This window comes from Gemmobacter sp., assembly GCF_046292685.1.
Lineage (GTDB): Bacteria > Pseudomonadota > Alphaproteobacteria > Rhodobacterales > Rhodobacteraceae > Wagnerdoeblera.
In genome coordinates, this window is sequence record NZ_JBKBQM010000029.1 from 1 (window position 1) to 25,735 (window position 25,735).

Sequence of the window (25,735 nt, forward strand, 5' to 3'; positions counted from 1 at the left end):
GGCACGAGGGATACGCCCTGTCGATCAAGCACCGCAAACGGATCGACTTGCGTCGGGCCAACGATCCCCCGGATCGTTGGCTGATCCTCCTCACCTTCGGCTGGGCCAAGACCGTCGGCGGCATGGCCCAGACCGTCTATCGCGGCCTCGAGAAGGTGCGGTCCCGCTTCATCCTGACGATGGCCGCCAACAACCTCGCCCGACTGCCCCGGCTGCCGGCCGCATGACGACGAGGGGTGGCATCGGGCACCCATACCTCGCCTCGACCAGCACGACGCTCACCGCTGCCGCCCAAACAGAGGGAAAACTGTTCCGCCTCGTGGACTTCTTCAGCAGCCTGCTAATGGATCACGACCTCATCGGCGCGCAGATAGCCCAGCACCAGCCTTGCCCGTTCGTCCAGCAGGTCGAGGTCGAGCGCGGTATCCGACAATCCGGTGGTCAGATTGCTCAGGCGCGCAAGCTCTGCCTGCAACTCGGCCTTGCGGCTTTCCAGCGCGGCGATGTCGGCCTGAATCTGCACCCGTCGCAGCAACCCGTGGTCGCCCTGCATCGCGGCAAACGCGAAATTCCCGGTAATTGCCAGTGCAATCCCCAGAAGCAAAATGGTGCCCACAGGCGGGCGCGACGATGGAAGCGACATGGCTCGGCCTCTCGCGGGGTCTGGCGCCCCATTGCGTTGCAGTGTGCCACAAGTGATTCGCCAAGAAAACCCCCGGCTGCAAGCGGGCGAAACCCGCACAAGTGCTTTACCTCCCGGCGCCCGCATGTGACCCTGCCCCGAACGGAGACGCGCCATGCCATACGCCCCACGCTCGCACCTTGCGACCCACGAGGTTACCAACCAGCCCGACCCGCAGGCCCGCGACCTGTGGCAATCGGACGCGGCCTTGCGCCGCTGGGCCGGCCAGGAAAACCGCGCCGCGCTGGCCGCCTTTGGCCGCGCGGCCGGGTCCGAGGAGATGCGCGAGGCCGGGCGTCTGGCCAACCGCAACCCGCCCGAGCTGCATCTGTTCGACCGCGGCGGCCGGCGGCTGGACGAGGTGCGCTTTCACCCCGCCTGGCACCAGCTGATGCAGCTGGGCCTGTCGCACGGCTATGCGGCTTGTGCCTGGGAAGGCGCCCCCGGCGGGCACGCCACCCATGCCGCGCTGGTCTACATGCTCAGTCAGGTCGAGCCCGGCGTGTGCTGCCCGATGACCATGACCTATGCCGCCGTCCCCGCACTGGCGGCGGATGCGGCGCTGGCCGCACTTTGGCGGCCGAAACTGCTGGTTCGGGGCTACGACCCGGCCTCGGTGCCGCTGGTGCAAAAGGCGGCGGCGACGATGGGCATGGCGATGACCGAAAAGCAGGGCGGCTCGGACGTGCGCGCCAACACCACCACCGCGGCCCGCGATGGCGAAGGCTGGCGGCTGACCGGGCACAAGTGGTTCTGTTCGGCGCCGATGTCCGACGGCTTTCTGACGCTGGCGCAGGCGCCGGGCGGGCTGACCTGCTTTGTGGTGCCACGCTGGACGCCGGACGGCAGGCGCAATGCCATCCAGATCCAGCGATTGAAGGACAAGCTAGGCAACCGCGCCAATGCCAGCGCGGAAATCGAATACCACGGCGCCTGGGCGCAACAGCTGGGCGACGAAGGCGCAGGGGTGCGCACCATCCTGTCGATGGTCCACCACACGCGGCTGGACACGGCGCTTGCTCCGGCCGGCCTGATGCGCGCGGCCCTGGCCGAAGCGCTGTGGTGGGCCCGGGGGCGCGCGGCCTTTCAGCGCCGGCTGATCGACCAGCCGCTGATGCGCGCGGTGCTGGCCGATCTGGCGGTCGAGGCCGAAGGCGCGCTGGCGCTGGGGATGCGCGTGGCCCGGGCTTTCGACGACCCGGCCGAGGCGCCGTTCGCGCGCATTGCGGTTGCGGTGGCGAAGTTCTGGTCGAACAAGCGCTGCGTCTGGCTGGTGGCCGAGGCGATGGAGGCCCTGGGCGGCATGGGCTATGTCGAAGATACGCCCATGCCGCTGCTGTATCGCGAGGCACCGCTGAACGGCATCTGGGAAGGGTCGGGCAACGTCATCGCGCTCGACATCCTGCGGGCGCTGGCGCGCGACCCGGCGGCGGGGGCGGGGCTGGTGGCCGAATTGCAGGCCGCCACCGGCGCAGACCGCCGCTATGACGCCGCCTTGCGCGACCATCTGGCGCGCTGGCCCGGCCTGCCGCCCGAGGGCGAAGCCCGCTGGTTCGCCGAACGCCTGGCCGTGCTGCTGGCCGGGTCGGTGCTGATCCGCGGCGGCGATGCGGCGACGGCCGATGCCTGGGTTGCCACCCGGATCGGCAGCGCCCGGGGGGCCGTCGCCGGTGCGGTGGCGGGGCTCGACACCGACGCCATCCTGTCGGCCGTCTGAACCCCGGGCCCGGGCGGCGATCACGGTTGCGTGTCTTGCTGGACTTTGCGCGCCGCCCATGTATCTTGACAGTGGAAAGAACCAAGCGAGGTCTGCGATGCCCTTCACGCTCATCGTCAACAACCAGCCCCGGCAGGTCGATCTGCCGGGCGATACGCCGCTTTTGTGGGTGCTGCGCGACGGGCTGAACCTGACCGGCACCAAGTATGGCTGCGGCGTGGCGGCCTGCGGCGCCTGCACGGTGCATGTCGACGGTGTGGCCGTGCGGTCCTGCCAGCTTCGGCTGGAGGATGTGACCGGCGCGGTCACCACGATCGAAGGCATCGGCACGCCGCAGGCGCTGGCCGCGATCCAGCAGGCCTGGGTCACGCATCAGGTGGCACAGTGCGGCTATTGCCAGCCCGGACAGGTGATGCAGGCCGCCAGCCTGCTGGCCGAAAACCCCGAGCCCAGTGACGACGACATCGCACAGGCGATGGCTGGCAACCTGTGCCGCTGCGGCACCTACCCCAAGATCCGCGCCGCGATCCGAGAAGCGCAGAAACTGATGATCGGAGGCTGAGCGCATGGGCACGATCCGCAAATGGACCCGGCGCGCATTCCTGGTGACTTCGGTCGCGGTGGCAGGCGGGGTCGCCTTCGGCGTCTGGCAAGCCCGGCGCACCTTGCCCAACCCGCTGAGCGGCAACGGCGTGATGAACCCCTGGCTGGTGATCGGGGCCGACGGCATCACCGTCGTCGTGCCGCGCGCCGAGATGGGCCAGGGCATCACCACGACGCTCGCGGCCCTGGTGGCCGAGGAACTGGACGCCGAGATGGACCAGATTTCCGTGATCCACGGGCCCCCGGCGCAAGCCTATTATAACGGCGCGCTGATGAAGGGCGTGGTTCCCGGGCCGGAATGGGCGCGGTCCGGCTGGGGCGAATGGCTGGGCGAACAGGCCTCGGTGGTGTCCAAGATGCTGGGGTTGCAGGTCACGGGCGGGTCGACCTCGACCGCCGATGCCTTCGTCAAGATGCGCCAGGCGGGTGCCAGCGCGCGCGAGGCGCTTAAGACGGCCGCAGCGGCGCGCCTGGGCGTGGCGGCGGACCGGCTGGGCACCGCCGGCGGTTTCGTCACCGCCCCCGACGGCCAGCGCATTGCCTATGCCGATCTTGCGGCGGATGCCGCCCGGATCGACCCGCCGGTGCCGCCCTTGCGCGACCCGTCGACCTGGCGGTTGCTGGGGCGCAGCCAACCTCGAACCGACATGGTGGCCAAGGTCGCCGGCACGGCGCAATTCGCCATCGACATCCGACTTCCGGGCATGAAGTTCGCCGTGGTCCGCCGCAACCCCGGGCTTGGGGCCGGCATGCTGTCGCACGATCCGGCCCCGGCGCTGGACTTGCCGGGGGTGGAAAAGGTCGTGCCCCTGGCCGACGGTGTCGCGGTGATCGGCAACACCACCTGGGCCGCGCTGCAAGGTGCCGACGCGGTGCAGGTGCAATGGGCGCCTGCCCCCTACCCGGCCGATGACGAAAGCCAGCGCGCGCGGCTGGTGGCGGCGTTCGACACCGCCCCCAATTCCACCATGCGCAACGATGGTGCCGCGGGCGACGTGCCGATGGGTGTGCCGGTGGTCGAGGCGGAATATTCCGTCCCCTTCCTCGCGCATGCCACGATGGAGCCGATGAGCGCGGCCGCCCTGTTCCAGGACGGCGCGCTGACGCTATGGGCCGGGACGCAGGCCCCGGGCTTTGCCGCCAGCAAGGCCGCCGATGCCGTGGGGATCGCCGCCGAAACGGTCACGATGCACACCACCATCATGGGCGGCGGCTTCGGCCGCCGGGCGGAAACCGACTTTACCACCATCGCGGCGCAGGTTGCCGCTGCGGTTCCCGGCACGCCGGTTCTGGTCACCTGGTCGCGCGAAGAGGACATGACCCACGATGTCTATCGCCCCGCAGCCATCGCCCGTGCCCGCGGCTGGATCCGCGACGGGCGGATCGGCGGGTTCGACCTGGCGCTTGCTGCCCCTTCGGTGACGCAGCAGGCGATGGGCCGCATGACCGGCCTGGGCGGCGGCGGGCCGGACCGTGCCACCGTCGAAGGCGCCTTCGACCAACCCTATGCCATCGCCAATGCCCGGGTGCGCGGGCATCTGGCCGATCTTTCGGTGCCCATCGGGTTCTGGCGGTCGGTCGGCAATTCGCAGAACGCCTTTTTCCACGAAAGCTTTGTCGACGAACTGGCCCATGCCGCAGGCGCCGACCCGCTGGAGTTCCGCCTGGCCCATATCCGCCCGGCGCACGGACCTTCGGCCGATGTGCTGGAGGCCGTGGCCGACCTGTCGGGCTGGCGCGCCGGCAAGCGCCCGGGCGTGGGGCGCGGCGTGGCTTTCTGCTACAGTTTCGGCACCCCGGTCGCGCAGGTGGTCGAGGTGGAACGACGCGGCAATGCCATTGCGCTGACCCGGGCCTTCATCGCCTGCGACCCCGGAGTCGCGCTGGACCCGGCGATCGTCGAGGCGCAGATGGTAGGCGGCATGGTGTTCGGCCTGTCGGCAGCCATGCTGGGCGAAATCACGTTCCGCGACGGCACGGTGCAGGAAACGAACTTTCCCGACTACGACTCCTTGCGGATGACCGGCATGCCCGATGTGCAGGTGCGCATCCTGCAATCGGGGCACCGCATCGGCGGCGTGGGCGAGCCGGGCACGCCGCCGGCGGCGCCGGCGCTGGCCAATGCCATCTTCGACCTGACAGGGCAGCGCATCCGCCGCCTGCCCTTGCGCCACGACTTCGACTTCGTGGTCTGACGCCGTTCCGGCCCGGTGTCGCCGCAAGGGATACCGGGCCAACCGCGCCGCTTCCCCCGGAACCCTGTCCTTTTCCAAGACCGCCCCGTTGCGCCGCCTGTGACGCCGCCCTAGGCTGACGGGCAATTTCAGAACGGAGGCGACCCATGACCCGCACCTACGGTTTCGACACGCTGCAAATTCACGCCGGGGCCCGACCCGACCCGGCGACCGGCGCCCGTCAGGTGCCGATCTACCAGACCACGGCCTATGTGTTCCGCGATGCCGACCACGCCGCAGCACTCTTCAACCTGCAGGAGGTGGGCTACATCTATTCGCGCCTGACCAACCCCACCGTGGCCGCGCTGCAGGAACGAATCGCCACGCTGGAAGGCGGCGTGGGCGCTGTCTGCACCTCGTCGGGTCACGCGGCGCAGATCATGGCGCTGTATCCGCTGATGGCGCCGGGATGCAACATCGTGGCGTCCTCGCGGCTGTATGGAGGGACGATCACCCAGTTCACGCAGGTCTTCAAGCGGTTCGGCTGGTCGACGAAATTCGTCGATACCGACGACCTGGCGTCGGTGAAGGCCGCGATCGACGGCAACACCCGGGCCATCTTCTGCGAAACCATCGCCAACCCCGGCGGCTACGTGACCGACCTGCGCGCGCTGGCCGACATCGCCGATGCGGCCGGCATCCCGCTGGTGGTCGACAACACCACGGCAACCCCCTGGCTTTGCCGCCCCATCGAACACGGCGCCACGCTGGTCGTGCATTCCACCACGAAATACCTGACCGGCAACGGCACGGTCACCGGTGGCTGCATCGTCGATTCGGGCAAGTTCAACTGGTCGGCCAACGACAAGTTCCCGTCGCTGTCGGCACCGGAGCCGGCCTATCACGGGCTGAAGTTCCACGAAACCTTCGGCCCGCTGGCCTTCACCTTTCACGGCATCGCCATCGGCTTGCGCGACCTGGGCATGACGATGAACCCGCAGGCCGCGCATTACACCCTGATGGGAATCGAGACGCTGTCCCTGCGGATGCAGCGCCACGTCGAAAACGCCGCGAAGGTGGCGGCCTGGCTCGAGGCCGACCCGCGCGTGGAATTCGTGACCTATGCCGGCCTGCCGTCCTCGCCCTATCACGAACGGGCCAAGCGCGTGGTGCCCAAGGGCGCCGGGGCCTTGTTCACCTTTGCCGTCAAGGGCGGCTACGAGGCTTGCGTCAAGCTGGTGGACAGCCTGAACCTGTTTTCCCACGTGGCCAACCTGGGCGACACCCGCAGCCTCATCATCCACTCGGCCTCGACCACGCACCGCCAGCTGACGCCCGAACAGCAAAAGGCCGCCGGCGCCGCGCCGAACGTGGTGCGCGTGTCGATCGGGATCGAGGATGCCGACGACATCATCGCCGACCTCGATCAGGCGCTGGCCAAGGCCACGGCCTGATGCAATCGGAGGCAGGCGGAAATTTTCGCTGCCTGCCTCTTGCACCCGCTGCGGATTGCGTTTAATCCGCCCGCACGGCGCTGCAGTAGCTCAGTGGTAGAGCACTCCCTTGGTAAGGGAGAGGTCGAGAGTTCAATCCTCTCTTGCAGCACCATACCCCCTTGCATCGCGTCCGCGCCGGGAGCATCGGTTTGCGAACTTTGCCGTGTCACAGCGGCAACACTGTTGTGGCCTTGATCTCCTCCATGCTCAGCAGCGCGGTCACGTTGTAGATGCGCACCTCGGAAATCAGCGCCTGATAAAAGGTGTCGTAGGCGCGGGCGTTCTTGACGCGGACCTTCAGGATATAGTCGATGTCGCCGGCCAGGCGGTGTGCCTCCAGCACCTCGGGGCGACGGCGCAGCACATCCAGAAAACGGCGCTGCCAGTCGGCTTCGTGTTCGCTGGTGCGCACCAGCACGAAAAAGCAGGCCTCCAGCCCCAATGCCTCGGCATCGAGCAACGCGGTGGTGCGCAGGATCACGCCCTGTTCCTTCATGCGCCGAATCCGGTTCCAGACCGGGGTCTTGGAACTGCCGACGCGGCGGGCGATCTCGTCCAGCGACTGGCTGGCATCTTCTTGCAGCACCGCAAGGATTTTCCGGTCCATCTCGTCCAGCCGGACAGCCATTCGCGTTCACCCCCAGGATTGGAACATATGTTTCGGATCGGCACAGTATCTGAACCCGATTCCTTATCTGCAAGGGGTATCTCGTCAGAAACCGGAAAAATGTTCTATATTAGCGGCGCATCATCACGGGAACCCGCCATGACCCAGCCGCATGCCAAATCCACCGTCGCCCTGGTCGGGGCCGGGCCGGGCAACCCGGACCTGCTGACACTGGGCGCGCTGCGCGCCTTGCAGGCGGCCGATGTGGTGGTGCACGATCGGCTGGTTGGCGCCGCCATCCTCGACCTGATCCCGGAAACCGCACGGCGGATCGACGCCGGCAAGGAAGGCTTCGGCCCCTCGACCCCGCAAGCCGACATCCACGCCGCCATGATCGACGCCGCCCGTGCCGGCGCCTTTGTCGTGCGCCTGAAAGCCGGCGACCCCGGCATCTTCGGCCGCCTCGAGGAAGAGCTCGATGCCCTGGATGCGGCCGGTATCCCCTGGACCATCTTGCCGGGCCTGACGGCGGCCAGCGCCGCCGCGGCGGCCCTGGGCCAACCGCTGACGGCCCGCGGGCGCAACGGTGCGCTGACGCTGCTGACGGCGCACGACATGCAAGGCTTTGCCGACCAGGACTGGCGCGCCCTTGCCCGCCCCGGCGCTGTCGCGGCCATCTACATGGGCAAGGCGGCCGCACGTTTCCTGCAAGGCCGGCTGATGATGCACGGCGCCGCCCCCGGAACGCCGGTCACGCTGGTCGAAAACGCCAGCCGCCCGGAACAGCGGCTGCACGCCGCCACCCTTGCCACCCTGCCCGCCGCCGCCGCGGCCTGCGCGGGCCCCGCCGTCATCCTGTGCGGGCTGGCGCCGCGCGCCGCCCGCGCCGCCCTGCCCGCGATCAAGGAAGCCTGAGATGCCCCGCTTCACGCCAAAGACCGTGACCGCCAACGACCTGCGCACCGGCGAATCCGTCTGGCTGACCGCCGACAACCGCTGGTCGCCCCACCATCACGAGGCAGAGCTGATCGAGGACGAGGCCCACGCCCAGATGCGCCTGCTGCACGCCCAGCGGCAAGCCGATGCCGTGGTCGGCGCCTATCTGGCCGATGCCCGCCCCGGCCCGAACGGACCCGAGCCCGCGCATTTCCGCGAAGCCTTCCGCACCCGCGGCCCGTCGAACTATCCGCACGGCAAGCAGGCCGAACGGGCCTGACCCGGCCCACCTGCCCCGACACCAGCCTGCCCGGCGCCGCCGCGCCGCCGACCGAGGTTTGCCCATGTACCGCTACAACGACTTCGACGAAGCCTTCACCCGCGCCCGGGTTGCCCAATTCAGCGCCCAGGTGGCGCGGCGGCTGGACGGGTCGCTGACCGAGGACGAGTTCCGCCCGCTGCGCCTGATGAACGGGCTTTACCTGCAGCTGCATGCCTACATGCTGCGCGTGGCCATTCCCTATGGCACGCTGAACAGCCGCCAGATGCGGCAACTGGCCATGATCGCCGACACCTGGGACAAGGGCTATGGCCACTTCACCACGCGGCAGAACATCCAGTTCAACTGGCCGAAACTGGGCGATGTGCCCGCGATCCTGTCGGCGCTGGCCGATGTGGAAATGCACGCGATCCAGACCTCGGGCAACTGCATCCGCAACGTGACCGCCGACCATTTCGCCGGTGCCGCCGCCGATGAAATCGCCGACCCGCGCCCGATTGCCGAGCTGCTGCGCCAGTGGTCGACCGACCACCCCGAGTTCCAGTTCCTGCCGCGCAAGTTCAAGATCGCCATCACCGGCAGCCCGAACGACCGCGCCGTGACCAAGGCGCACGACATCGGCCTGCGCATGCTGCGCAACGATGCCGGCGAAGCGGGGTTCGAGGTGATCGTGGGCGGGGGCCTGGGCCGCACGCCGATGATCGGGCAGGTCATCAACCCCTTCGTGCCGCTCGATGACCTGCTGCCCTATCTGGAGGCGATCCTCGCCACCTACAACGAGTCCGGCCGACGCGACAACAAGTACAAGGCCCGCATCAAGATCACCGTCTTCGAAAACGGGCTCGATGCCTTCCGCGCCGAGGTCGAACGCCGCTTTGCCGAATTGCGGCCGCGCTTTGTGCTGAACCATGCGTTCCTGGCAGAAATCGCCGCGGCCTTCGCGCCGCCTGCCTTCCGCAACGCGCCCATCGACGCGCATCTGCTGGCACTGGGGAACCCGGCCTATCGGGAATGGGCCGAAACCAACCTCGCGGCGCACCGCAACGACCAGTATGCCATCGTGACCGTCAGCCTCAAGGCGCATGGTGCGACGCCCGGCGATGCCAGCAGCGCCCAGATGCGGGTTCTGGCCGACCTGGCCGAGGCCTATGGCCATGACGAGTTGCGCATCAGCCACGAACAGAACGTCATCCTGCCGCACGTGCACAAGGGCGATTTGCCCTCCGTCTGGGCCGCGCTGACCGAGGCCGGGCTGGCCACGGCCAATGTGGGCCTGCTGTCCGACATCATCGCCTGCCCCGGCATGGATTACTGCGCCCTGGCCACCGCCCGCAGCATCCCCGTGGCCCAGGCGCTGGCCACGCATTTCCGCGACCTCGGGCTCGAACGCGAAATCGGTGCGCTCAGGATCAAGATCTCGGGCTGCATCAACGCCTGCGGTCACCACCATGTCGGGCATATCGGCATCCTCGGGCTCGACCGCGCCGGGGTGGAAAACTACCAGATCACGCTCGGCGGCGATGCCACCGAAAACGCGGCCATCGGCGAACGGGCCGGCCCGGGCTTTGCCTACGACCAGATCGTGCCCGCCATCGAAAGGTTGCTGCGCAGCTACCTCGACCTGCGGACCGACGCGCAGGAAAGCTTTGCCCATGCGTTCCGCCGCCTCGGCCCCGAACCGTTCAGGGAGGCGCTTTATGGTGCGGCCGATCGTGATGCGGCCTGACGGGTTGCACGGTTCGGGCGCGGGCCTTGCCCCGGTGGCGACACGGGTTGCGGCGCTGAACGCGCGCTACCGGCACCACGGCGCGGTCGCGGTGCTGGAACACGCGCTGAAGGATGCCGACCTCGGCCGCGTGGCGCTGGTATCGTCCTTCGGGGCGGAATCCGTGGTGCTGCTGCACCTCGTTTCGGTGGTGGCACCGCAGACGCCGGTGCTGTTCATCGACACCCGGTTGCTGTTCCCCGAAACGCTCGCCTATCAGCGCGATCTGGCCGACCGGCTGGATTTGCGCGATGTCCGCGTGATCCGTGCCGGGCTGACCGAGCTTGCCCTGGCCGACCCCGACACCGCCCTGCACAGCCGCGACACCGACGCCTGCTGCACCCTGCGCAAGACCGTTCCGCTCGACCGGGCCCTGTCGGGGTTCGACGCCTGGATCACCGGGCGCAAGCGCTATCAGGGCGACACCCGCGCCACGCTGGACTTCTTCGAGGAAGAGCCGGGCACGGGCCGCATCAAGGTCAACCCGCTGGCCCATTGGGGCAAGGAGGACGTGGCCGACTACATGCTCAACAACCGCCTGCCGCGCCACCCGCTGGTCGCGCGCGGCTACCCCAGCATCGGTTGCGCCCCCTGCACCTCGCCGGTGGCCCCGGGCGAGGACGAACGCGCCGGCCGCTGGCGCGGATCGGCCAAGACCGAGTGCGGCATCCATTTCATCGACGGCCGCATCGTGCGCCGCCCCACACAGGACAACGCGGCATGAGCGTGATCGTCACCGACGCAGGGTTCGCCCCCGACACCTTCGCAGACCCCATCGTGGCCTTGGCCGATCTGCCCGCCCACCCTCACGCCACGGCAGTCCACCTTCTCCCGGGCGACCGGGCCGCTGCCTTGGCCGGGCGCCTCGACGGGCTGCACCTGATCCGCATCGCCTTCCCCGCCTTCAACGACGGCCGGGGCTTCACGCTGGCACGCGACCTGCGCCGGTTGGGCTTTGCCGGCAGGCTGCGCGCCGCAGGTCACGTGCTGGCCGACCAGTATGCCATGATCCGGCGCGCCGGCTTCGACGAGGCGGAAATCTCCGACGCCCTCGCCGCCCGCCAGCCCTGGCCGCAATGGCAGGCGCGCGCCAATTGGCAGGCCCACGACCACAGGGCGCGGCTTTTTGCCTGACCGGCTTCCGCGACGACACCGAATCCGCTAAGCAGGCTTGATCCACCGCAAGGCGGGCTGCATTTTCTGTCTCCAAATATCCCGCGGGGGTCCGGGGGCGCGAAGCCCCCGGTCCGCCCGAAACACAAGTCCCCCCGGCCAAGGACACCGCATGAACGACACCGCCACCAAACCCGATGCCCGCAGCCTGGTGATGCCCGACGCCCAGACGGTAACGGCGGTGACGCACTGGACCGACCGGCTGTTTTCCTTCCGCGTCACGCGCCCGCAGTCGCTGCGCTTCCGCTCGGGCGAATTCGTGATGATCGGCCTGCCCGACGAACGCGGCAAGCCGATCCTGCGCGCTTACTCCATCGCCTCGCCCAACTGGGACGAGGAGCTGGAATTCTACTCCATCAAGGTGCCCGATGGCCCGCTGACCAGCCGGCTGCAGCACATCGAACCCGGCGATCAGATCATCCTGCGGCCGAAACCCGTGGGCACGCTGGTGCATGACGCGCTGCTGCCGGGCAAGCGGTTGTGGTTCCTGGCCACCGGCACCGGGATCGCGCCTTTCGCCTCGCTCATGCGCGACCCGGAAACCTACGAGAAATACGACCAGGTCATCATGATGCACACCTGCCGCGAGGTGGCCGAGCTGGAATATGGCCGGCAGCTGGTGGAAAACCTGTGCAACGACGAACTGATCGGCGAGATGGTGGAAGGCAAGCTGCTCTACTACCCCACCACCACGCGCGAGCCGTTTCATCACATGGGCCGGGTGACCGACAACCTTGCCAGCGGAAAGGTCTTTGCCGATCTGGGGCTCGAAGGCCCGATGAACCCGGCCACCGACCGCGCCATGATCTGCGGCAGCCTTGCCTTCAACATCGACGTCAAGGCGATCCTCGAAGGCTGGGGCCTGCGCGAAGGCGCCAATTCCGAACCCCGCGAATTCGTGGTGGAAAAGGCCTTCGTCGGCGACGGAATCTAGGGGATCGACCGGGTCAGGGGGGCTGCCGGCGCCCCCCTGTCCGTTCCGGCCCAGCCCCCCGAGGGTGCAAGGGTCGAAGCGAAATCGACCCCAAGGGGGTCAGACCCCCAAGGCGCGGAACACCGCAGGCAGCTGCTCGGGCAAATCCTCGGCGATCAGGCCGGGGCCGAAGGTCCGCGCCGCCTCCACATGCAGCCAGGCGGCGGTGCAGGCCGCGTCGAACGGCGCAAGGCCGCGCGCCAGAAGGCCGGCGATGAATCCTGCCAGCACATCGCCCGACCCGGCGGTGGCCAGCCAGGGGGCCGAGCGGTCATAGGCCGCCGCATGGATGGCGCAGCGGCCCGAAGGGTCGGCGATCACGGTATCCGGCCCTTTGAACAGCACCACGCAGCCAGAACGGGCAGCAGCCTCCCGCGTGGCATCGACCTTGGAGCAAGCGGGGCCTTTCGTCGCCGGTTCGGCCAGTTTGGCGGCAATGTCCGGGAACAGGCGCGCGAATTCGCCGGCATGCGGGGTCAGGACACAGCCGGGGTGCAAGGCGGCGAACAGGTCGGCATGCTGCCCCAGGATAGTCAGCGCATCGGCATCAAGAACGACGGACCGCCCCTGTTTACCCCGCCCCGGGCCTGACCCGGGGCCTCCCGGCCTGCCGGGCAGATCGAAGGGACCGAAGTCCCGGGGCCCGCCCGGGACGGGCAGTCCCAACGCCACCGCCACCAGCCCCACCTCGCGCGCGCCGGTGCCCAGCCCGGGGCCGAGGCACAGCGCGGTGATCCGCTTGTCCACCAGCACATCGGCCAGCGCGCCGCCATCCACCACCGGGCGCAGCATCACCGCATCCAGACGCGCGGCGTTTTCCGCCAGCGCTTCGGGCGGGCAGCCAACCGTCACCAGCCCCGCCCCGATGCGCAGCGCCCCGCGCGCGGCCAGGCGCGCGGCGCCGCCCTGGCCGCAGCCGCCCGACAGGACAAGGGCATGGCCGAAGGTGAACTTGTGGGTCTGATCCGCCTCGGACCAACCAGCCTTGCCCAACTTGGCGGGCACGAATGCGCCGGGGTGCGTCCTTGCCTCGATGTCTCCGGCGGCAACCGGGGCGACGCGACCCAACCGGACCGAACGCATGCGGCCCGACCAGCGACCTTGCACCTGATGCGGCGCTTCCATCGCGCGCCACGGCGCAAGCCCGATATCCGCAACGACCAGCTTGCCGCACAGCGCCGGACCCTGCGCCAGCAGATGCCCGGCTTTGGGGCTGTCGAACGTGACCGTCAGCCGCGCGCGGGGCACATCCCACCCGCGATACAGGCTGCGCCCGCTGTCAAGGCACAGCACCGACGGCGCATCCACCGCCACCAGCCGCGGGGTATAGAAGCCCGCATCGCCATTCCGCCCGCCCAGATGGGTCAGCACGCGCAGCAATTCGCCCGCGGGCGCGCGCGACAGGCCGGTGCCGAAGATCGCATCGACATAAAGATCGCCGGGCGGGCCGCTGCGCAAGGCATCCTCGGTCAAGGGTTCGGCCGGTCCGATCGGCAGCCAGCGCCGGGCGTTCTCGGCCGCATCGGGCGGCATGGCTTCGGGCGATGCGGCGGCAAGCACCCGCACCGCCCACCCCCGGCCCGTCAGCAGCCGCGCCACGACAAATCCGTCGCCGCCGTTGTTCCCCGGACCGCACAGCACGACCGCACGGGGCGCGCCCCGCGCAAGATCGGGCAATTCTGCCAGGATCGCGCCCACCACGCCTTGCCCGGCCCGCTCCATCAGCTCCAGCCCGGTGACGGCACCGGAATCAATGGCCGCCCGTTCGATGGCGCGCATTTGGGCAGATATCAGGACTTCGGTCATTTTCGCGCCGCCAGCATTCCCATTCCGCACACAAAACGCACCAGTCGCACAAATTTAAGGCAATAACCGCCTTCTCGCTGCATCGCCGCAGCCGCAGGCAGGTTAACCGATTGTCCGGGCGGCGCGGAAGTGGTCAGACGCTGTTAGGAACCGAACGGAGGACGGGCCCATGAAGAAGGTCGAGGCGATCATCAAGCCCTTCAAGCTGGACGAGGTGAAGGAGGCGCTTCAGGACGTCGGCATCCAGGGCCTGTCGGTGATCGAGGTCAAGGGCTTCGGCCGCCAGAAAGGGCACACCGAACTCTATCGCGGTGCCGAATACGTCGTCGACTTTCTGCCCAAGGTGAAGATCGAGGTCGTTCTGAACGACGACATGGTCGATGCCGCGATCGAGGCGATCATCGGCGCCGCCCGCACCGACAAGATCGGCGACGGCAAGATCTTCGTCTCGCCGGTCGAACAGGTCATCCGCATCCGCACGGGCGAAACCGGCGAGGACGCCGTCTGAGTCATTTCCGGCCACGCCTGCCCGGCACGGTCGGACCCGCAACCGCCAACCGTAAGGAAACACACATGAGCAAGGTTCAGGACGTCCTGAAACTGATGAAGGACGAAGAGGTCGAATACGTCGACGTCCGCTTTACCGACCCCAAGGGCAAGATTCAGCACGTGACGCTGATGGCCCACCTCGTGGACGAGGACTGGTTCGAAGAAGGCTTCATGTTCGACGGCTCGTCGATCGCCGGCTGGAAATCGATCGATCAGTCCGACATGAAGCTGATCCCCGACCCGACCTCGGTCTACATCGACCCGTTCTATGCCGAAAAGACGCTTTGCATCCATTGCAACGTGGTCGAACCCGACACCGGCGAGCCCTACAGCCGCGACCCGCGCGGAACCGCGCTGAAGGCCGAAGCCTATCTGAAGGCCAGCGGCATCGGCGATGTCGCCTACATGGGCCCCGAGGCCGAATTCTTCATCTTCGACGACGTGCGCTATTCGGTGACCCCCTCCAAGGTGGCCTACCAGATCGATGCCGCCGCCGCCGCCTGGAACACCGACACGGAATACGAATCGGGCAACCTCGCACACCGTGCGGCGCACAAGGGCGGTTACTTCCCGGTCAACCCGATCGACGAAGCGCAGGATCTGCGCAGCGAAATGCTCAGCACCATGAAGCGCATGGGCATGAAGGTGGACAAGCACCACCACGAGGTTGCCACCTGCCAGCACGAACTGGGCCTGGTGTTCGGCACGCTGACCGCGCAGGCCGACAACATCCTGAAATACAAGTATGTCATCCAGAACGTCGCGCATGCCTACGGCAAGACCGTGACCTTCATGCCCAAGCCGATGAAGGGCGACAACGGCAGCGGCATGCACGTGAACATGTCGATCTGGAAAGACGGCAAGAACCTGTTCGCCGGCGACAAGTATGCCGACCTGAGCCAGGAAGCACTGTGGTTCATCGGCGGCATCCTCAAGCACGCCAAGGCGCTGAACGCGCTGACCAACCCCGGCACCAACAGCTACAAGCGCCTGATCCCGGGCTTCGAGGCGCCGGTGCTGCGCGCCTATTCCGCGCGCAACCGCTCGGGCTGCGTCCGTATTCCGTGGACCGAATCGCCCAAGGCCAAGCGCGTCGAGGCCCGTTTCCCCGATCCGTCGGCCAACCCCTATCTGGCCTTTGCCGCGCTGCTGATGGCCGGCCTCGACGGGATCAAGAACAAGATCGACCCGGGCCCGGCGTCGGACAAGGACCTGTACGACCTGCCGCCGGAAGAACTGGCCGAAATCCCGACCGTCTGCGGCAGCCTGCGTGAGGCGCTGGAAGAACTGTCCAAGGACATGGACTTCCTGCTGGCAGGCGACGTGTTCACCCGCGACCAGCTCGAAGCCTACATGGCGCTGAAGTGGGAAGAGGTCTATGCCTACGAGCATACCCCCCACCCTGTCGAGTACGCGATGTACTACAGCTGCTGACCCAGGGGGCGCAGCCATCGAAAGGGCGCCCGCCAGGGCGCCCTTTCTGCTTGTGGGGGGACACGGCGCTTGCCAGACTGCCCGAAAGAGGACGCATCGATGCGCCTGACCTACTCCGGCGGCTGGGCCGCCGCCATCGAACGTTACGAGGCCCGCCGGGCGCCGCTGAGCTTTGCTGCAGGCGAGGCCCTGCCCCCCCCGGACGTCGATCTGGCGCCGCTGCGCACAAGGCTGGTGCCGGACCCGGGCCCGATGCCCGACCGGCCGTCGTCCTTTGCGCGCAAACGGCACGCGCTGGCCGCCGAATTGCAAGGCCAGCCCGAACTGATGCTGCTGCACGCCGTGCTGATCGCCACCTTGCGCAAGCGGGCATGGCCCGCCCACGCCCCGGGTCTGTTCCGCCGCATCTGGACGGAACAGGGCGACTGGCTGTGCGCGGCCTTGCCTTCGCGCTGGCTGATCTCGGCCGCGATCACCTTTGCCGATCATGGCGAAACCGAAGGGGAACGGCACCTGGGCCAATCGCTGAAGGTTCTGTTCAGCCTGCTGAAGCTGACCGAGTTCGAGCGGCTGTATTCCGGGCTGGCGCCCGACACCGCCTTTCCGGTCGGGCAAAGGATCAAGGCCGACCTGCCGATGGGGATCGAGCCGTTTTCGCTGCGCGACGGAGGGCTCGACATCAACCTGCTGGCACCGATAGTGCAGGCCGCGCTTGAAGAACCTGTTCTGGGAAAGGTGGCGCTGGCGCTGCTGGACCGGCTGAATGCCGATCCGGGCACGGTGTTCCGCCGCCTGTCGCTGATGCGCGAAGAGTTGTTGCAGCGCAGGCGTTAGGGCGCCGTGCCGCCGGCTGCGCTGGACAGCCCTTGCCGCACGCGGCATCATGCAGGCCACAAGGAGGACGCGATGCGTAAGTTCATGGTGGTGCTGGACGACAGCCGCGAATGCCTGAATGCCATGCGTTACGCCACCTTGCGCGCCGCCCACACCGGCGCCGGTGTCGTGATCCTGTCGGTGATCCCGCCCGAGGAGTTCCGCCACTGGGCCGGTGTGGCCGACCTGATGCGGGCCGAAGCCCGCGAAAGGATCGAGGCGCATTTCGAGGTTTTCGCGAAATGGATGCGCGACAAGCACGGCGTGCAGCCCGAACTGGTGATCCGCGAAGGCGAAGCCGTGGCCGAAGTTCTGGCCCAACTCAGGGAAGACCCCCGGATCGGCATCCTGGTGCTGGGCGCAGGCAGCGACAAGTCGGGGCCTGGGCCGCTGGTCACGCATTTGTCGCGCCACTCGGCCAGCCTGCCCTGCCCTTTGACCATCGTGCCCGGCGAAATGTCCAAGGAGCGCCTAGAGTCGATCACCTGAAGGCGCCGCCGCCTCAGCGCCGCACCCAGGCGAAGGCGGCCGAGGCCAGCCACCCGGCCAGAATGGCAAGGGTCAGCGAAAGGATGCCGTAGATCAACGGCTGGTCCAGCGCCAGGCGGTGCAGAAACCGCTCGATCCCGGTCTTTTGCACCTCGATCGCGGTTTCCTCGTGCGCCACCACCCGCCCCTCGCGCAGCAGAAAGATGCGCGCGCGAAAGTTGCCTTCGGTCAGGTTGGCAGGCAGCCGCACATCGGCCCGGATCAGCGTGTCGCGGTCCAGCGTCACGCCGCCATCCGCCACCAGATAGGCGCCATTGGCGCGCCGCAAACGGATCAGCGCTTCGGAAAAGGCCGGGCTGTCGGCGGCTTGCCCGCTGGCACCGATGGCGCGCACCGCCTGCCCGATGCTGATGCGGTAGCGCAGGTTGTCGGTTTCGGAAAGGATGTCTGCCAGCGGCGCGGTGGTGGCAATGGCGTAAAAAGACGGCGCCGCGTCGATTTCCACCGCATCGACGTTCACCCAGATTCCCATGCGACGCGCCTTTCGGCGCACGATCACCGGGCCGGACGGCCCTTCGATCGTCACGATCACGTCCAGCCGGCCGGGCGGCACCGGCGCATCGCGGGCCACGGCGCCGAACACCATGATCTCGGACCCGTCGAAGTTCGCCGTGATCGCCACGCGGTTCTGGCTCAAACCGGCGACGACAGTTTCGGCCTGCACCGGGGCCATCAACAGCAGCAGCAACGCCAGGACCAGCCGGATCATGGCATCCGCCCCGGAGCAAGGGTATAAAGCTCGTCCGGTGTCACCAGCAGGTCGAAGGCGATCTTGACGGAAACCGACAACACCAGCAGCGCCAGGAACAGCCGAAGCTTTTCCGCCTTCAGCCGCAGGCCGATCTGCGTGCCGACCTGCGCGCCCACCACCCCGCCCAGGATCAGCATGACCGCCAGCAGGATATCCACGGAATAGGCCGTGACCGCGTGCATCAGCGTCGTGAAGGCCGTGACAAAGATGATCTGGAACAGCGATGTGCCGACCACGACCTTGGTCGGCATGCCCAGCAGATAGATCATCGCCGGCACCATGATGAAGCCGCCGCCAACCCCCATGATCGCCGCCAGAAACCCAACCGCAGCCCCGACGACCATCGGCGGGATGACGCTGATGTACAGCCCGGAAACGCGAAACTTCATCTTCATCGGCAGGCGATGAACCAGGTAGTGCTGGTGCGCCCGGCGCGGCGGCGCACCGGGCCGCGACGCCCGGCGCAGCGCGCGCAGGCTTTCCTGCAACATCATCGCGCCGATCAGCCCGAGGAACAGGACATAGCTGAGCTGGACCAGCAGCTCGACCTGCCCCATCCGCCGCAGGATCGAAAACACCCAGATCCCGGCAACAGACCCGACGAGGCCGCCAGCCAGCAGCACCAGCCCCATGCGGAAATCCACGGTCCGCCGCTTGAGATGCGCGAGAACGCCCGAAACCGACGATGCCACCACCTGATTGGCGCCGGTGGCCACGGCAACACCCGGCGGCACGCCGATGAACATCAGGAGCGGGGTTATCAGGAAACCGCCCCCCACCCCGAACATGCCCGACAGCAGGCCCACCAGCCCGCCCAGGCCCAGCAGCGCCAAGGCATTCACCGAGACTTCGGCGATGGGCAGGTAAAGCTGCATCAACTGTTCCGCGCAAGCCGCTGGGCGTCAAGGAAACAGTCGCACCACCGCGCAGCGAAGTCAAAGGGCCGCGGGGGCCCTTTGCTCAACGCTCTTTCACATAGGGCTCGCCGCCCGCGCGCGGCGGAATGGCCTTGCCCACAAAGCCCGCCAGAATGATTACGGTCAGCACATAAGGCAGCGCCTGCATCACCTGCACCGGAATCACCACCCCGCCAAGGTCGATGTTCTGATAGCGGTTGGCCAGCGCCTCCAGCAGGCCGAACAGCAGCGTCGCCCCCAGCGCCTGCCACGGGCGCCACTTGGCAAAGATCAGCGCCGCCAGCGCGATGAAGCCGCGGCCCGCCGTCATGTCCTTGACAAAGCCCGCCGAGAGCCCCGTGGCCAGATAGGCCCCGGCAATGCCGCACAGCAAGCCGCAGATCATCACGCTCGCAAAGCGCAAGGTCACGACCGAGACCCCGGCCGTATCCACCGCCGCCGGATTTTCGCCCACCGCGCGCAGACGCAGGCCAAAGCGGGTGCGATACAGCAACCACCAGCTGGCCGGCACGCAGAGCAGGGCGACATAGACCAGAATCGTGTGGCCCGAGATCAGCTCGGCATAGATCGGCCCCAGCACTGGGATGCCGGCCAGCGACTCGGCGCCGGGCAGGGTTATCGTCTCGAACCGCCCGCCTTCCAACAGCGCCGGTGTGCGCCCGCCCAACTGGAACCAGTGCTGGCCGATCAACACCGTCAGGCCAGCGGCCAGAAAGTTGATGGCCACGCCGGAAATCAGCTGGTTGCCCCGGAAAGTGATCGAGGCGACACCGTGGATCGCCGCCATCAGCAGGCTGGCCGCGATGCCCGCTGCCAGCCCCAGCCAGACGTTGAGCGTGACCGCCGCCACCGCCGCCGACAGAAAGGCCGCGGCCAGCATCTTGCCTTCCAGCCCGATGTCGAACACGCCGGCGCGTTCCGAGAACATGCCGGCCAGGCACGCCAGCAGCAACGGCGTGGCCAGACGCAGCGTGCTGTCGAGAATTTGCAGGATCGTCAGCAGGTCCATGTCAGTCGCCCTTCCGCAGCCCGGCAAACAGCCGTTGCACCGGCCAGCGCACCATGTTGTCCAGCGCCCCGGTGAACAGGATCACCAGCGCCTGGATGACGATGATCAGATCGCGCGGGATCGAGGTTTCGAGGCTGAGTTCCCCCCCGCCCTGATACAGGAAGCCGAACAGCAACGCCGCCAGCGCCACCCCGAACGGGTGGCTGCGCCCCATCAGCGCCACCGCAATGCCGATGAAGCCCGCCCCCTCGGCCGCGCCGTTGACCAGCCGGTTGGCCTCGCCCATGGTCGAGTTCACTGCCATCAGCCCGGCGAGGGCGCCCGAGATCAGCATGGCATACATCGTAACCCGCACCGGGCTGATGCCGGCATAGACGGCCGCCTTTTCCTTTTTCCCCAGCGCCCGGATCTGATAGCCCAGCCGCGTGCGCCAGATGATGAACCACACCAGTACGCAGGCCCCGATCGCCAGGAACAGGCTGATGTTCGCTGGCGTCCCCTTGGCGAAGGGTATGCCCACCGCCTCGGCCATTTCGCCCAGGCGCGGCAGGCGGGTGTCGGGCGGAAAACGGCGCGAGGCCGGGTCCATCGACCCTTGCGGCCGCAGCACGTGCACCAGCACGTAAACCAGCAGCGAGGCGGCGATGAAGTTGAACATGATGGTGGTAATCACCTCATGGCTGCCGCGCGTGGCGCGCAACCACGCCGGGATCGCCGCCCAGGCCGCCCCGAAGGCGGCCCCCGCCACCACCGCCGCCGCCAGCGCCAGCGACCAGTGCGGCCAGGGGATGAACAGGCAGACCAACGCCACCCCCAACCCGCCAAGCAAAGCCTGACCTTCGCCGCCGATGTTGAAGAACCCGGCATGAAACGCGATGGCAACCGCAAGCCCCGTGAAGACGAAGTTGGTCGCATAATACAGCGTGTGGCCCCAACCATAGGTCGACCCGAGCGCCCCCTTGACCATGATGGTCATGGCCTCGACCGGGCTTTCGCCGATGGCAAGGATCACCACGCCCGACACGAGAAAGGCGATGAGCAGCGAAACAAGCGGCACGATCACCGCATCGGCCCAGGGCGGCAACCGGTTCATGCCTTGCCCCCCATCCCGGCCATCAGCAGCCCCAGTTCGCGTTCGTTGGTGTCTTGCGGCAGGCGTTCGCCCATGATGCGGCCGTCGAAGATCACCGCGATGCGGTCGGACAGCGACATGATCTCGTCCAGCTCCACCGAAACCAGCAGGATCGCCTTGCCGGCATCGCGCAAGGCCACGATCTGCTTGTGGATGAATTCGATGGCGCCGATATCGACGCCGCGGGTGGGCTGGCCGACCAGCAGCAGGTCGGGGTTGCGCTCGATCTCGCGCGCGACGACGATCTTCTGCTGGTTGCCGCCCGAAAAGGATTTCGCGGCAAGCGTCGGAATCGGCGGGCGCACGTCGAAACGCTCCATCTTGGCGACCGTATCGGCGCGAATGGCGTCGTTGTTCATCATCAGCGCGTTCTTCTGGTATTCGGGGGCATGGTGGTAGCCGAAGGCCACGTTTTCCCAGGCCATGAAATCCATGATGAGGCCCTGTTCCTGACGGTCTTCGGGCACATGGGCGATGCCCGCCGCGCGCCGCGATTGCCCGTCGGCGCCGCGGCCCGACAGCGGCAGGTCGGCACCGTTCATCCGCACCCGGCCCTTGCCGCGCATGATGCCGCCCAGCACCTGCAGCAGTTCGGTCTGCCCGTTGCCCGCGACCCCGGCGATGCCGAGGATTTCGCCTGCCCGCACCTGCAACGACACGCCTTTCAGACGTTGCACGCCAAAGGCGTCGGTCACGGACAGGTTTTCCACCTCCAGCACCGGGCGCCCGGGGGTTGCGGGTATCTTGTCCACCTTCAGCAGCACCTTGCGGCCGACCATCAATTCGGCCAGCTGTTCGGGGCTGGTCTCGGAGGTGGTGACGGACGCCACCATCGTGCCGCGCCGCATCACCGACACCTCGTCGGTGATCTCCATGATCTCGCGCAGCTTGTGGGTGATGAGGATGATCGTCTTGCCCTGGTCGCGCAGGCCGCGCAGGATGCGGAACAGGTGGTCGGCCTCGGCCGGGGTCAGCACGCCGGTGGGCTCGTCCAGGATCAGGATGTCGGCCTGACGATACAGCGCCTTGAGGATCTCGACCCGCTGCTGGTGGCCGACCGACAGATCCTCCACCACGGCATCGGGGTCCACGTCGAGTTCGTAATCCTGCGCCAGCTTGCGCAAGACCTCGCGCGCCTTGGCCAGCGAAGGGCGCAGCAACCGGCCGTCCTCGGCGCCGAGGATGATGTTTTCCAGCACGGTAAAGTTCGGCACCAGCTTGAAATGCTGAAACACCATGCCGATGCCGGCGCGGATGGCGGCCTGGCTGTCGGGGATGGCGGTCGGGGTGCCCCCGATCAGGATTTCGCCGGAATCGGCCTTGTAGAAGCCGTAGAGAATCGACATCAGCGTCGATTTTCCCGCACCGTTTTCGCCGATGATGCCATGAATCGTTCCGCGGCGAACGCGGATCGAGATGTCCTTGTTCGCCTGCACCGGCCCGAAGGCCTTGGAAATGCCGCGCAATTCGATGGCATAACCGCTTGGGGCGGCAGTTGCCTGCCGCCCCGGGGTGGTTTCGGTCACCATGACCGGATCAGAACGCCGGGCAGGTGCTGTCGGTGCGGTAGTCGTGCACCTTGAGCGCGCCCGAGGTGATGGCGGCGCGCGCCTCCTCGGCCTTGGCCTTCATCTCATCGCTGATCAGGGCCGCGTTGTTTTCGTCCAGCGCATAGCCCACGCCTTCGGCCTTGAGGTCCATCACCACGATGCCGGTTTCCAGACCGGGGCCGTCCTTGAAGGCCTGATACACCGCGTTGTCCACGCGCTTGAGCATCGAGGTCAGCACCTTGCCCGGGTGCAGGTGGTTCTGGTTGCTGTCCACGCCGATCGACAGCACGCCTGCATCGGCCGCCGCCTGCAACACGCCAAGGCCGGTGCCGCCCGCTGCGGCGAACACCACGTCAGACCCTTGCGAAATCTGCGCCTTGGCAATTTCGCCGCCCTTCACCGGGTCGTTCCATGCCGCCGGCGTGTCGCCGGTGTAGTTCACGATGACCTTGACGTCGGGGTTCACCGCCTTGGCGCCCTGGGCATAGCCGCAGGCAAAGGCGGTGATCAGCGGAATGTCCATGCCGCCGACGAAGGACACGGTGCCGGTCTTGCTGGCCATCGCGGCCAACATGCCCACCAGGTAGCTGCCTTCGTGTTCGGTGAACAGCACCGAGCGGACGTTCGGCGCATCGACCACGCCGTCGATCAGCACGAAGCGGGTGTCGGGGTAGTCGGGGGCCACTTCCTCCAGCGTCGCCATGTTCTGGAAGCCCATCACGACGATGGGGTTGGCCCCCGATTCCGCCATGCGGCGCGCGAACTGCACCCGCTGCGCGGCGGATTGCATTTCCAGCTCCTTGTAGGTGCCGCCGGTTTCCTGCGCCCACTTCTGCGCACCATTGTAGGCCGCTTCGTTGAAGGACTTGTCGAACTTGCCGCCGAGGTCGAAAATCAGGGCCGGCTCTGCCGCAGCCATGCCCGCGCTCAGCGCCAGCGCAGCCGAGGCGCCGAGGAATTTGTGCATCAGGGTCATTCGGTATCTCCCGTTATGTTCCGCAGGTCTGAACTGCTGCGGTGTCCGACTTTGCGCGGATCAGACCACATCAAGCCGCAGGGCAGCGCGGCGGTCAACAGGTTTTTGACCCGGCGGTCAGGGGGCGCCTGCAACAAGGGCGCGGGCTAACCCTTTGGCTGCGCAAATGTGCGCGCCATCAGCACGGCATCGCAAGGCGCGCCGGCCGCATCGCGGTAATAGCCCTTGCGCCGACCGGATTCGACCCAGCCCGTCCGGGCATAGACCGCCCGGGCCGGCCCGTTATGGGCGGCAACCTCCAGAAACCCGCGCGTCGCGCCAAGGCGCTGCGCGTGCCCGGCGAACGCCGCCATCAGCCGCGTGCCCACTCCGCGGCCTTGCGCCGCGGGGGCCACGGCCAGGGTCAGCACCTCGGCTTCGTCCAGAATCACCCGCCCCAGCACGAAGCCTTCGGGTTCGGCACACAGGAACACGCCCGGACCATTCAGCAACGCCGTAAACTCGGCCGCCGACCAGGGGCGCGGGTCGGTAAAGGCGGCGGCATGTATCGCGGCCAACGCTTCGGGGGTCATGGCAGGATGACGGGGGGCGGGTCGCTGGGCGGGGCGGCATCGGCGGGGCGCAGATACAGCGGTGCCGGCCGGGCCCCCGGCGCACGCAAGGCGGCAAGGCGCGCCACCGCCTCGGCAAGCGGCAAGGCAGGTGCCAGAACCGGGCCGTCGGTCAGATGCGCCGCCGAGCCGGTCGCGGCGGCGTCCGTCGCAAGGCGCGGCACCTCGGCCGGGTCGCAGGCCAGCAAGGGCCCCTCGGACCCGATGTCGAAACGTTGCACCCAGACCTCGCCCGTGCGCCCGGGTTCGACCACCAGCAGGGGGCGCGGCAGACGATGCGCCAGCGCCTCGAACCGGCCGACGCCGATTGCGGGCACACCGAGCCCCAGCGCCAACCCGCGCGCCGCCGCAACCGAGATGCGGATGCCGGTAAAGTTGCCCGGCCCGATGCCGACCCCGATCCGGGTCAGGTCGCGCCAGGCCGCCCCGGCCTCGGCCAGCAGCTCGGACAGCATCGGCAGCAGCCGTTCGGCCTGGCCGCGGGCCATGTCCTCGGCCAGGGTCAGGCAGCGGCCGTCGGGCAAAAGCAAAGCGGCGGCGCAATGCGCCGCCGATGTGTCGAAGGCCAGAACGGTTTCAGGCCGCAACGGGCCGAACCTCGGTCACTTCGGGAATGTAGTGGCGCAGCAGGTTTTCGATTCCCATCTTCAGCGTCAACGTACTGGAGGGGCAACCGGCGCAGGCCCCCTTCATGTGCAGGTAGACAACGCCGCGGTCGAAGCCGTGAAAGGTGATGTCGCCACCGTCCTGCGCCACGGCCGGCCGCACGCGGGTATCCAGCAATTCCTTGATCTGGCGCACGATATCGCCATCGGGGCCGTCATGGGCGGCATGGGCCGCAGCGGCCGCCCCCTCGATCACCGGGGCACCCGACTGGTAATGCTCCATGATCGCGCCCAGGATCGCCGGCTTGACATGATCCCACGACACGCCCGCGTCCTTTGTCACGGTGACGAAATCGTTGCCCAGAAACACGCCGCTGACCCCGCCGGTCGCAAAGATGCGACGCGCCAGCGGCGAGGAGGCCGCAGCCTCGGCGCTGGGAAAATCGGCGGTGCCGACATCCATCACCGCCTGGCCCGGCAGGAATTTCAGCGTGGCAGGGTTCGGGGTGGTTTCGGTCTGGATGAACATGGGCAGGCCTCCGGGCTATGCAGCGGATATGCGCCCGC

27 protein-coding genes and 1 tRNA gene are annotated in these 25,735 nt (G+C 67.8%); 16 read left to right on the plus strand and 12 right to left on the minus strand.

The window, feature by feature from the left end; genetic code table 11:
* A partial coding sequence (locus ACK4S2_RS09485; protein ID WP_409623424.1) for a transposase occupies positions 1–227 on the plus strand: 227 nt, incomplete at its 5' end.
* A 113-nt stretch (positions 228–340) separates the two neighbouring features.
* Here the strand turns inward: ACK4S2_RS09485 and ACK4S2_RS09490 are convergent.
* Positions 341–643 carry an FtsB family cell division protein gene (locus ACK4S2_RS09490; protein ID WP_409623426.1) on the minus strand — a complete coding sequence of 101 codons (303 nt, stop codon included), beginning with the start codon at positions 641–643 and terminating at the stop codon, positions 341–343.
* A 154-nt stretch (positions 644–797) separates the two neighbouring features.
* On the opposite strand from ACK4S2_RS09490, the gene ACK4S2_RS09495 reads away from it, so the two are divergent.
* The 5 genes from ACK4S2_RS09495 (at position 798) to ACK4S2_RS09515 (ending at position 6,784) form a co-directional block, all read left to right on the plus strand.
* Positions 798–2,399 carry an acyl-CoA dehydrogenase family protein gene (locus ACK4S2_RS09495; RefSeq protein WP_409623428.1) on the plus strand — a complete coding sequence of 534 codons (1,602 nt, stop codon included), beginning with the start codon at positions 798–800 and terminating at the stop codon, positions 2,397–2,399.
* A 97-nt stretch (positions 2,400–2,496) separates the two neighbouring features.
* Positions 2,497–2,961 (plus strand): (2Fe-2S)-binding protein, encoded by a 465-nt coding sequence (locus tag ACK4S2_RS09500; protein ID WP_409623430.1) that lies wholly within the window; start codon positions 2,497–2,499, stop codon positions 2,959–2,961.
* Between the two features lie 4 nt (positions 2,962–2,965).
* On the plus strand, positions 2,966–5,197 hold the full coding sequence (locus tag ACK4S2_RS09505; RefSeq protein ID WP_409623432.1) for a molybdopterin cofactor-binding domain-containing protein: 2,232 nt from the start codon (positions 2,966–2,968) through the stop codon (positions 5,195–5,197).
* A 146-nt stretch (positions 5,198–5,343) separates the two neighbouring features.
* The gene (locus tag ACK4S2_RS09510; protein WP_409623434.1) at positions 5,344–6,630 is read left to right on the plus strand and encodes an O-acetylhomoserine aminocarboxypropyltransferase/cysteine synthase family protein; all 1,287 of its coding nucleotides are present in this window, start codon (positions 5,344–5,346) and stop codon (positions 6,628–6,630) included.
* Between the two features lie 79 nt (positions 6,631–6,709).
* Positions 6,710–6,784: transfer RNA gene (locus ACK4S2_RS09515), tRNA-Thr, on the plus strand.
* 54 nt (positions 6,785–6,838) lie between these two features.
* Here the strand turns inward: ACK4S2_RS09515 and ACK4S2_RS09520 are convergent.
* Positions 6,839–7,300 carry an Lrp/AsnC family transcriptional regulator gene (locus ACK4S2_RS09520; RefSeq protein WP_409623436.1) on the minus strand — a complete coding sequence of 154 codons (462 nt, stop codon included), beginning with the start codon at positions 7,298–7,300 and terminating at the stop codon, positions 6,839–6,841.
* Between the two features lie 138 nt (positions 7,301–7,438).
* Between ACK4S2_RS09520 and cobA the strand changes: the two genes are divergently transcribed.
* From cobA to ACK4S2_RS09550, 6 genes are all read left to right on the plus strand, one after another.
* Entirely contained in the window at positions 7,439–8,194 is a 756-nt protein-coding gene (gene cobA / locus ACK4S2_RS09525) for a uroporphyrinogen-III C-methyltransferase (protein WP_409623438.1), read from the plus strand.
* Position 8,195: 1 nt separating this feature from the next.
* Entirely contained in the window at positions 8,196–8,495 is a 300-nt protein-coding gene (locus ACK4S2_RS09530) for a DUF2849 domain-containing protein (RefSeq protein WP_409623440.1), read from the plus strand.
* Between the two features lie 64 nt (positions 8,496–8,559).
* Positions 8,560–10,221 carry a nitrite/sulfite reductase gene (locus ACK4S2_RS09535; protein ID WP_409623442.1) on the plus strand — a complete coding sequence of 554 codons (1,662 nt, stop codon included), beginning with the start codon at positions 8,560–8,562 and terminating at the stop codon, positions 10,219–10,221.
* Positions 10,211–10,984, plus strand: a complete 774-nt coding sequence (locus ACK4S2_RS09540; protein ID WP_409623509.1) for a phosphoadenylyl-sulfate reductase — start codon at positions 10,211–10,213, stop codon at positions 10,982–10,984. The genes ACK4S2_RS09535 and ACK4S2_RS09540 overlap by 11 nt, the downstream gene beginning before the upstream one ends.
* Positions 10,981–11,394: a DUF934 domain-containing protein gene (locus ACK4S2_RS09545; protein WP_409623444.1), complete on the plus strand. Its 414-nt coding sequence runs from the start codon at positions 10,981–10,983 to the stop codon at positions 11,392–11,394. The genes ACK4S2_RS09540 and ACK4S2_RS09545 overlap by 4 nt, the downstream gene beginning before the upstream one ends.
* A gap of 151 nt (positions 11,395–11,545) precedes the next feature.
* A complete protein-coding gene (locus ACK4S2_RS09550; RefSeq protein ID WP_409623446.1) occupies positions 11,546–12,367 on the plus strand; it encodes a ferredoxin--NADP reductase in 822 nt (273 codons plus the stop codon).
* Positions 12,368–12,466: 99 nt separating this feature from the next.
* Here ACK4S2_RS09550 and ACK4S2_RS09555 read toward each other — a convergent pair whose 3' ends face one another.
* Complete coding sequence (locus ACK4S2_RS09555; protein WP_409623448.1) at positions 12,467–14,212, minus strand: NAD(P)H-hydrate epimerase; 1,746 nt, start codon at positions 14,210–14,212, stop codon at positions 12,467–12,469.
* A 169-nt stretch (positions 14,213–14,381) separates the two neighbouring features.
* Between ACK4S2_RS09555 and ACK4S2_RS09560 the strand changes: the two genes are divergently transcribed.
* From ACK4S2_RS09560 to ACK4S2_RS09575, 4 genes are all read left to right on the plus strand, one after another.
* Positions 14,382–14,720 carry a P-II family nitrogen regulator gene (locus ACK4S2_RS09560; RefSeq protein ID WP_409623450.1) on the plus strand — a complete coding sequence of 113 codons (339 nt, stop codon included), beginning with the start codon at positions 14,382–14,384 and terminating at the stop codon, positions 14,718–14,720.
* Positions 14,721–14,785: 65 nt separating this feature from the next.
* Positions 14,786–16,195, plus strand: a complete 1,410-nt coding sequence (glnA, locus tag ACK4S2_RS09565; RefSeq protein WP_409623452.1) for a type I glutamate--ammonia ligase — start codon at positions 14,786–14,788, stop codon at positions 16,193–16,195.
* A gap of 99 nt (positions 16,196–16,294) precedes the next feature.
* Complete coding sequence (locus tag ACK4S2_RS09570) at positions 16,295–17,029, plus strand: hypothetical protein (protein ID WP_409623454.1); 735 nt, start codon at positions 16,295–16,297, stop codon at positions 17,027–17,029.
* 72 nt (positions 17,030–17,101) lie between these two features.
* A complete protein-coding gene (locus tag ACK4S2_RS09575) occupies positions 17,102–17,557 on the plus strand; it encodes a universal stress protein (protein WP_409623456.1) in 456 nt (151 codons plus the stop codon).
* A 13-nt stretch (positions 17,558–17,570) separates the two neighbouring features.
* Here ACK4S2_RS09575 and ACK4S2_RS09580 read toward each other — a convergent pair whose 3' ends face one another.
* The 9 genes from ACK4S2_RS09580 to ACK4S2_RS09620 form a co-directional block, all read right to left on the minus strand.
* Entirely contained in the window at positions 17,571–18,326 is a 756-nt protein-coding gene (locus ACK4S2_RS09580) for a TIGR02186 family protein (RefSeq protein WP_409623458.1), read from the minus strand.
* A complete protein-coding gene (locus tag ACK4S2_RS09585) occupies positions 18,323–19,243 on the minus strand; it encodes a sulfite exporter TauE/SafE family protein (RefSeq protein WP_409623460.1) in 921 nt (306 codons plus the stop codon). Before ACK4S2_RS09585 ends, ACK4S2_RS09580 begins: the two co-directional genes overlap by 4 nt.
* 85 nt (positions 19,244–19,328) lie before the next feature.
* Positions 19,329–20,294, minus strand: coding sequence for an ABC transporter permease (locus ACK4S2_RS09590; protein WP_409623462.1), 966 nt, complete (start codon positions 20,292–20,294; stop codon positions 19,329–19,331).
* Between the two features lies 1 nt (position 20,295).
* Positions 20,296–21,387 carry an ABC transporter permease gene (locus tag ACK4S2_RS09595; protein WP_409623464.1) on the minus strand — a complete coding sequence of 364 codons (1,092 nt, stop codon included), beginning with the start codon at positions 21,385–21,387 and terminating at the stop codon, positions 20,296–20,298.
* Positions 21,384–22,955: an ABC transporter ATP-binding protein gene (locus ACK4S2_RS09600; protein WP_409623466.1), complete on the minus strand. Its 1,572-nt coding sequence runs from the start codon at positions 22,953–22,955 to the stop codon at positions 21,384–21,386. The genes ACK4S2_RS09595 and ACK4S2_RS09600 overlap by 4 nt, the downstream gene beginning before the upstream one ends.
* A gap of 7 nt (positions 22,956–22,962) precedes the next feature.
* Positions 22,963–23,952, minus strand: a complete 990-nt coding sequence (locus ACK4S2_RS09605) for a BMP family protein (RefSeq protein WP_409623468.1) — start codon at positions 23,950–23,952, stop codon at positions 22,963–22,965.
* A gap of 146 nt (positions 23,953–24,098) precedes the next feature.
* A complete protein-coding gene (locus ACK4S2_RS09610; protein WP_409623470.1) occupies positions 24,099–24,524 on the minus strand; it encodes a GNAT family N-acetyltransferase in 426 nt (141 codons plus the stop codon).
* On the minus strand, positions 24,521–25,150 hold the full coding sequence (gene tsaB / locus ACK4S2_RS09615) for a tRNA (adenosine(37)-N6)-threonylcarbamoyltransferase complex dimerization subunit type 1 TsaB (protein ID WP_409623472.1): 630 nt from the start codon (positions 25,148–25,150) through the stop codon (positions 24,521–24,523). Before tsaB ends, ACK4S2_RS09610 begins: the two co-directional genes overlap by 4 nt.
* A complete protein-coding gene (locus ACK4S2_RS09620) occupies positions 25,140–25,697 on the minus strand; it encodes a NifU family protein (protein ID WP_409623474.1) in 558 nt (185 codons plus the stop codon). The genes tsaB and ACK4S2_RS09620 overlap by 11 nt, the downstream gene beginning before the upstream one ends.
* Between the last annotated feature and the right edge of the window lie 38 nt (positions 25,698–25,735).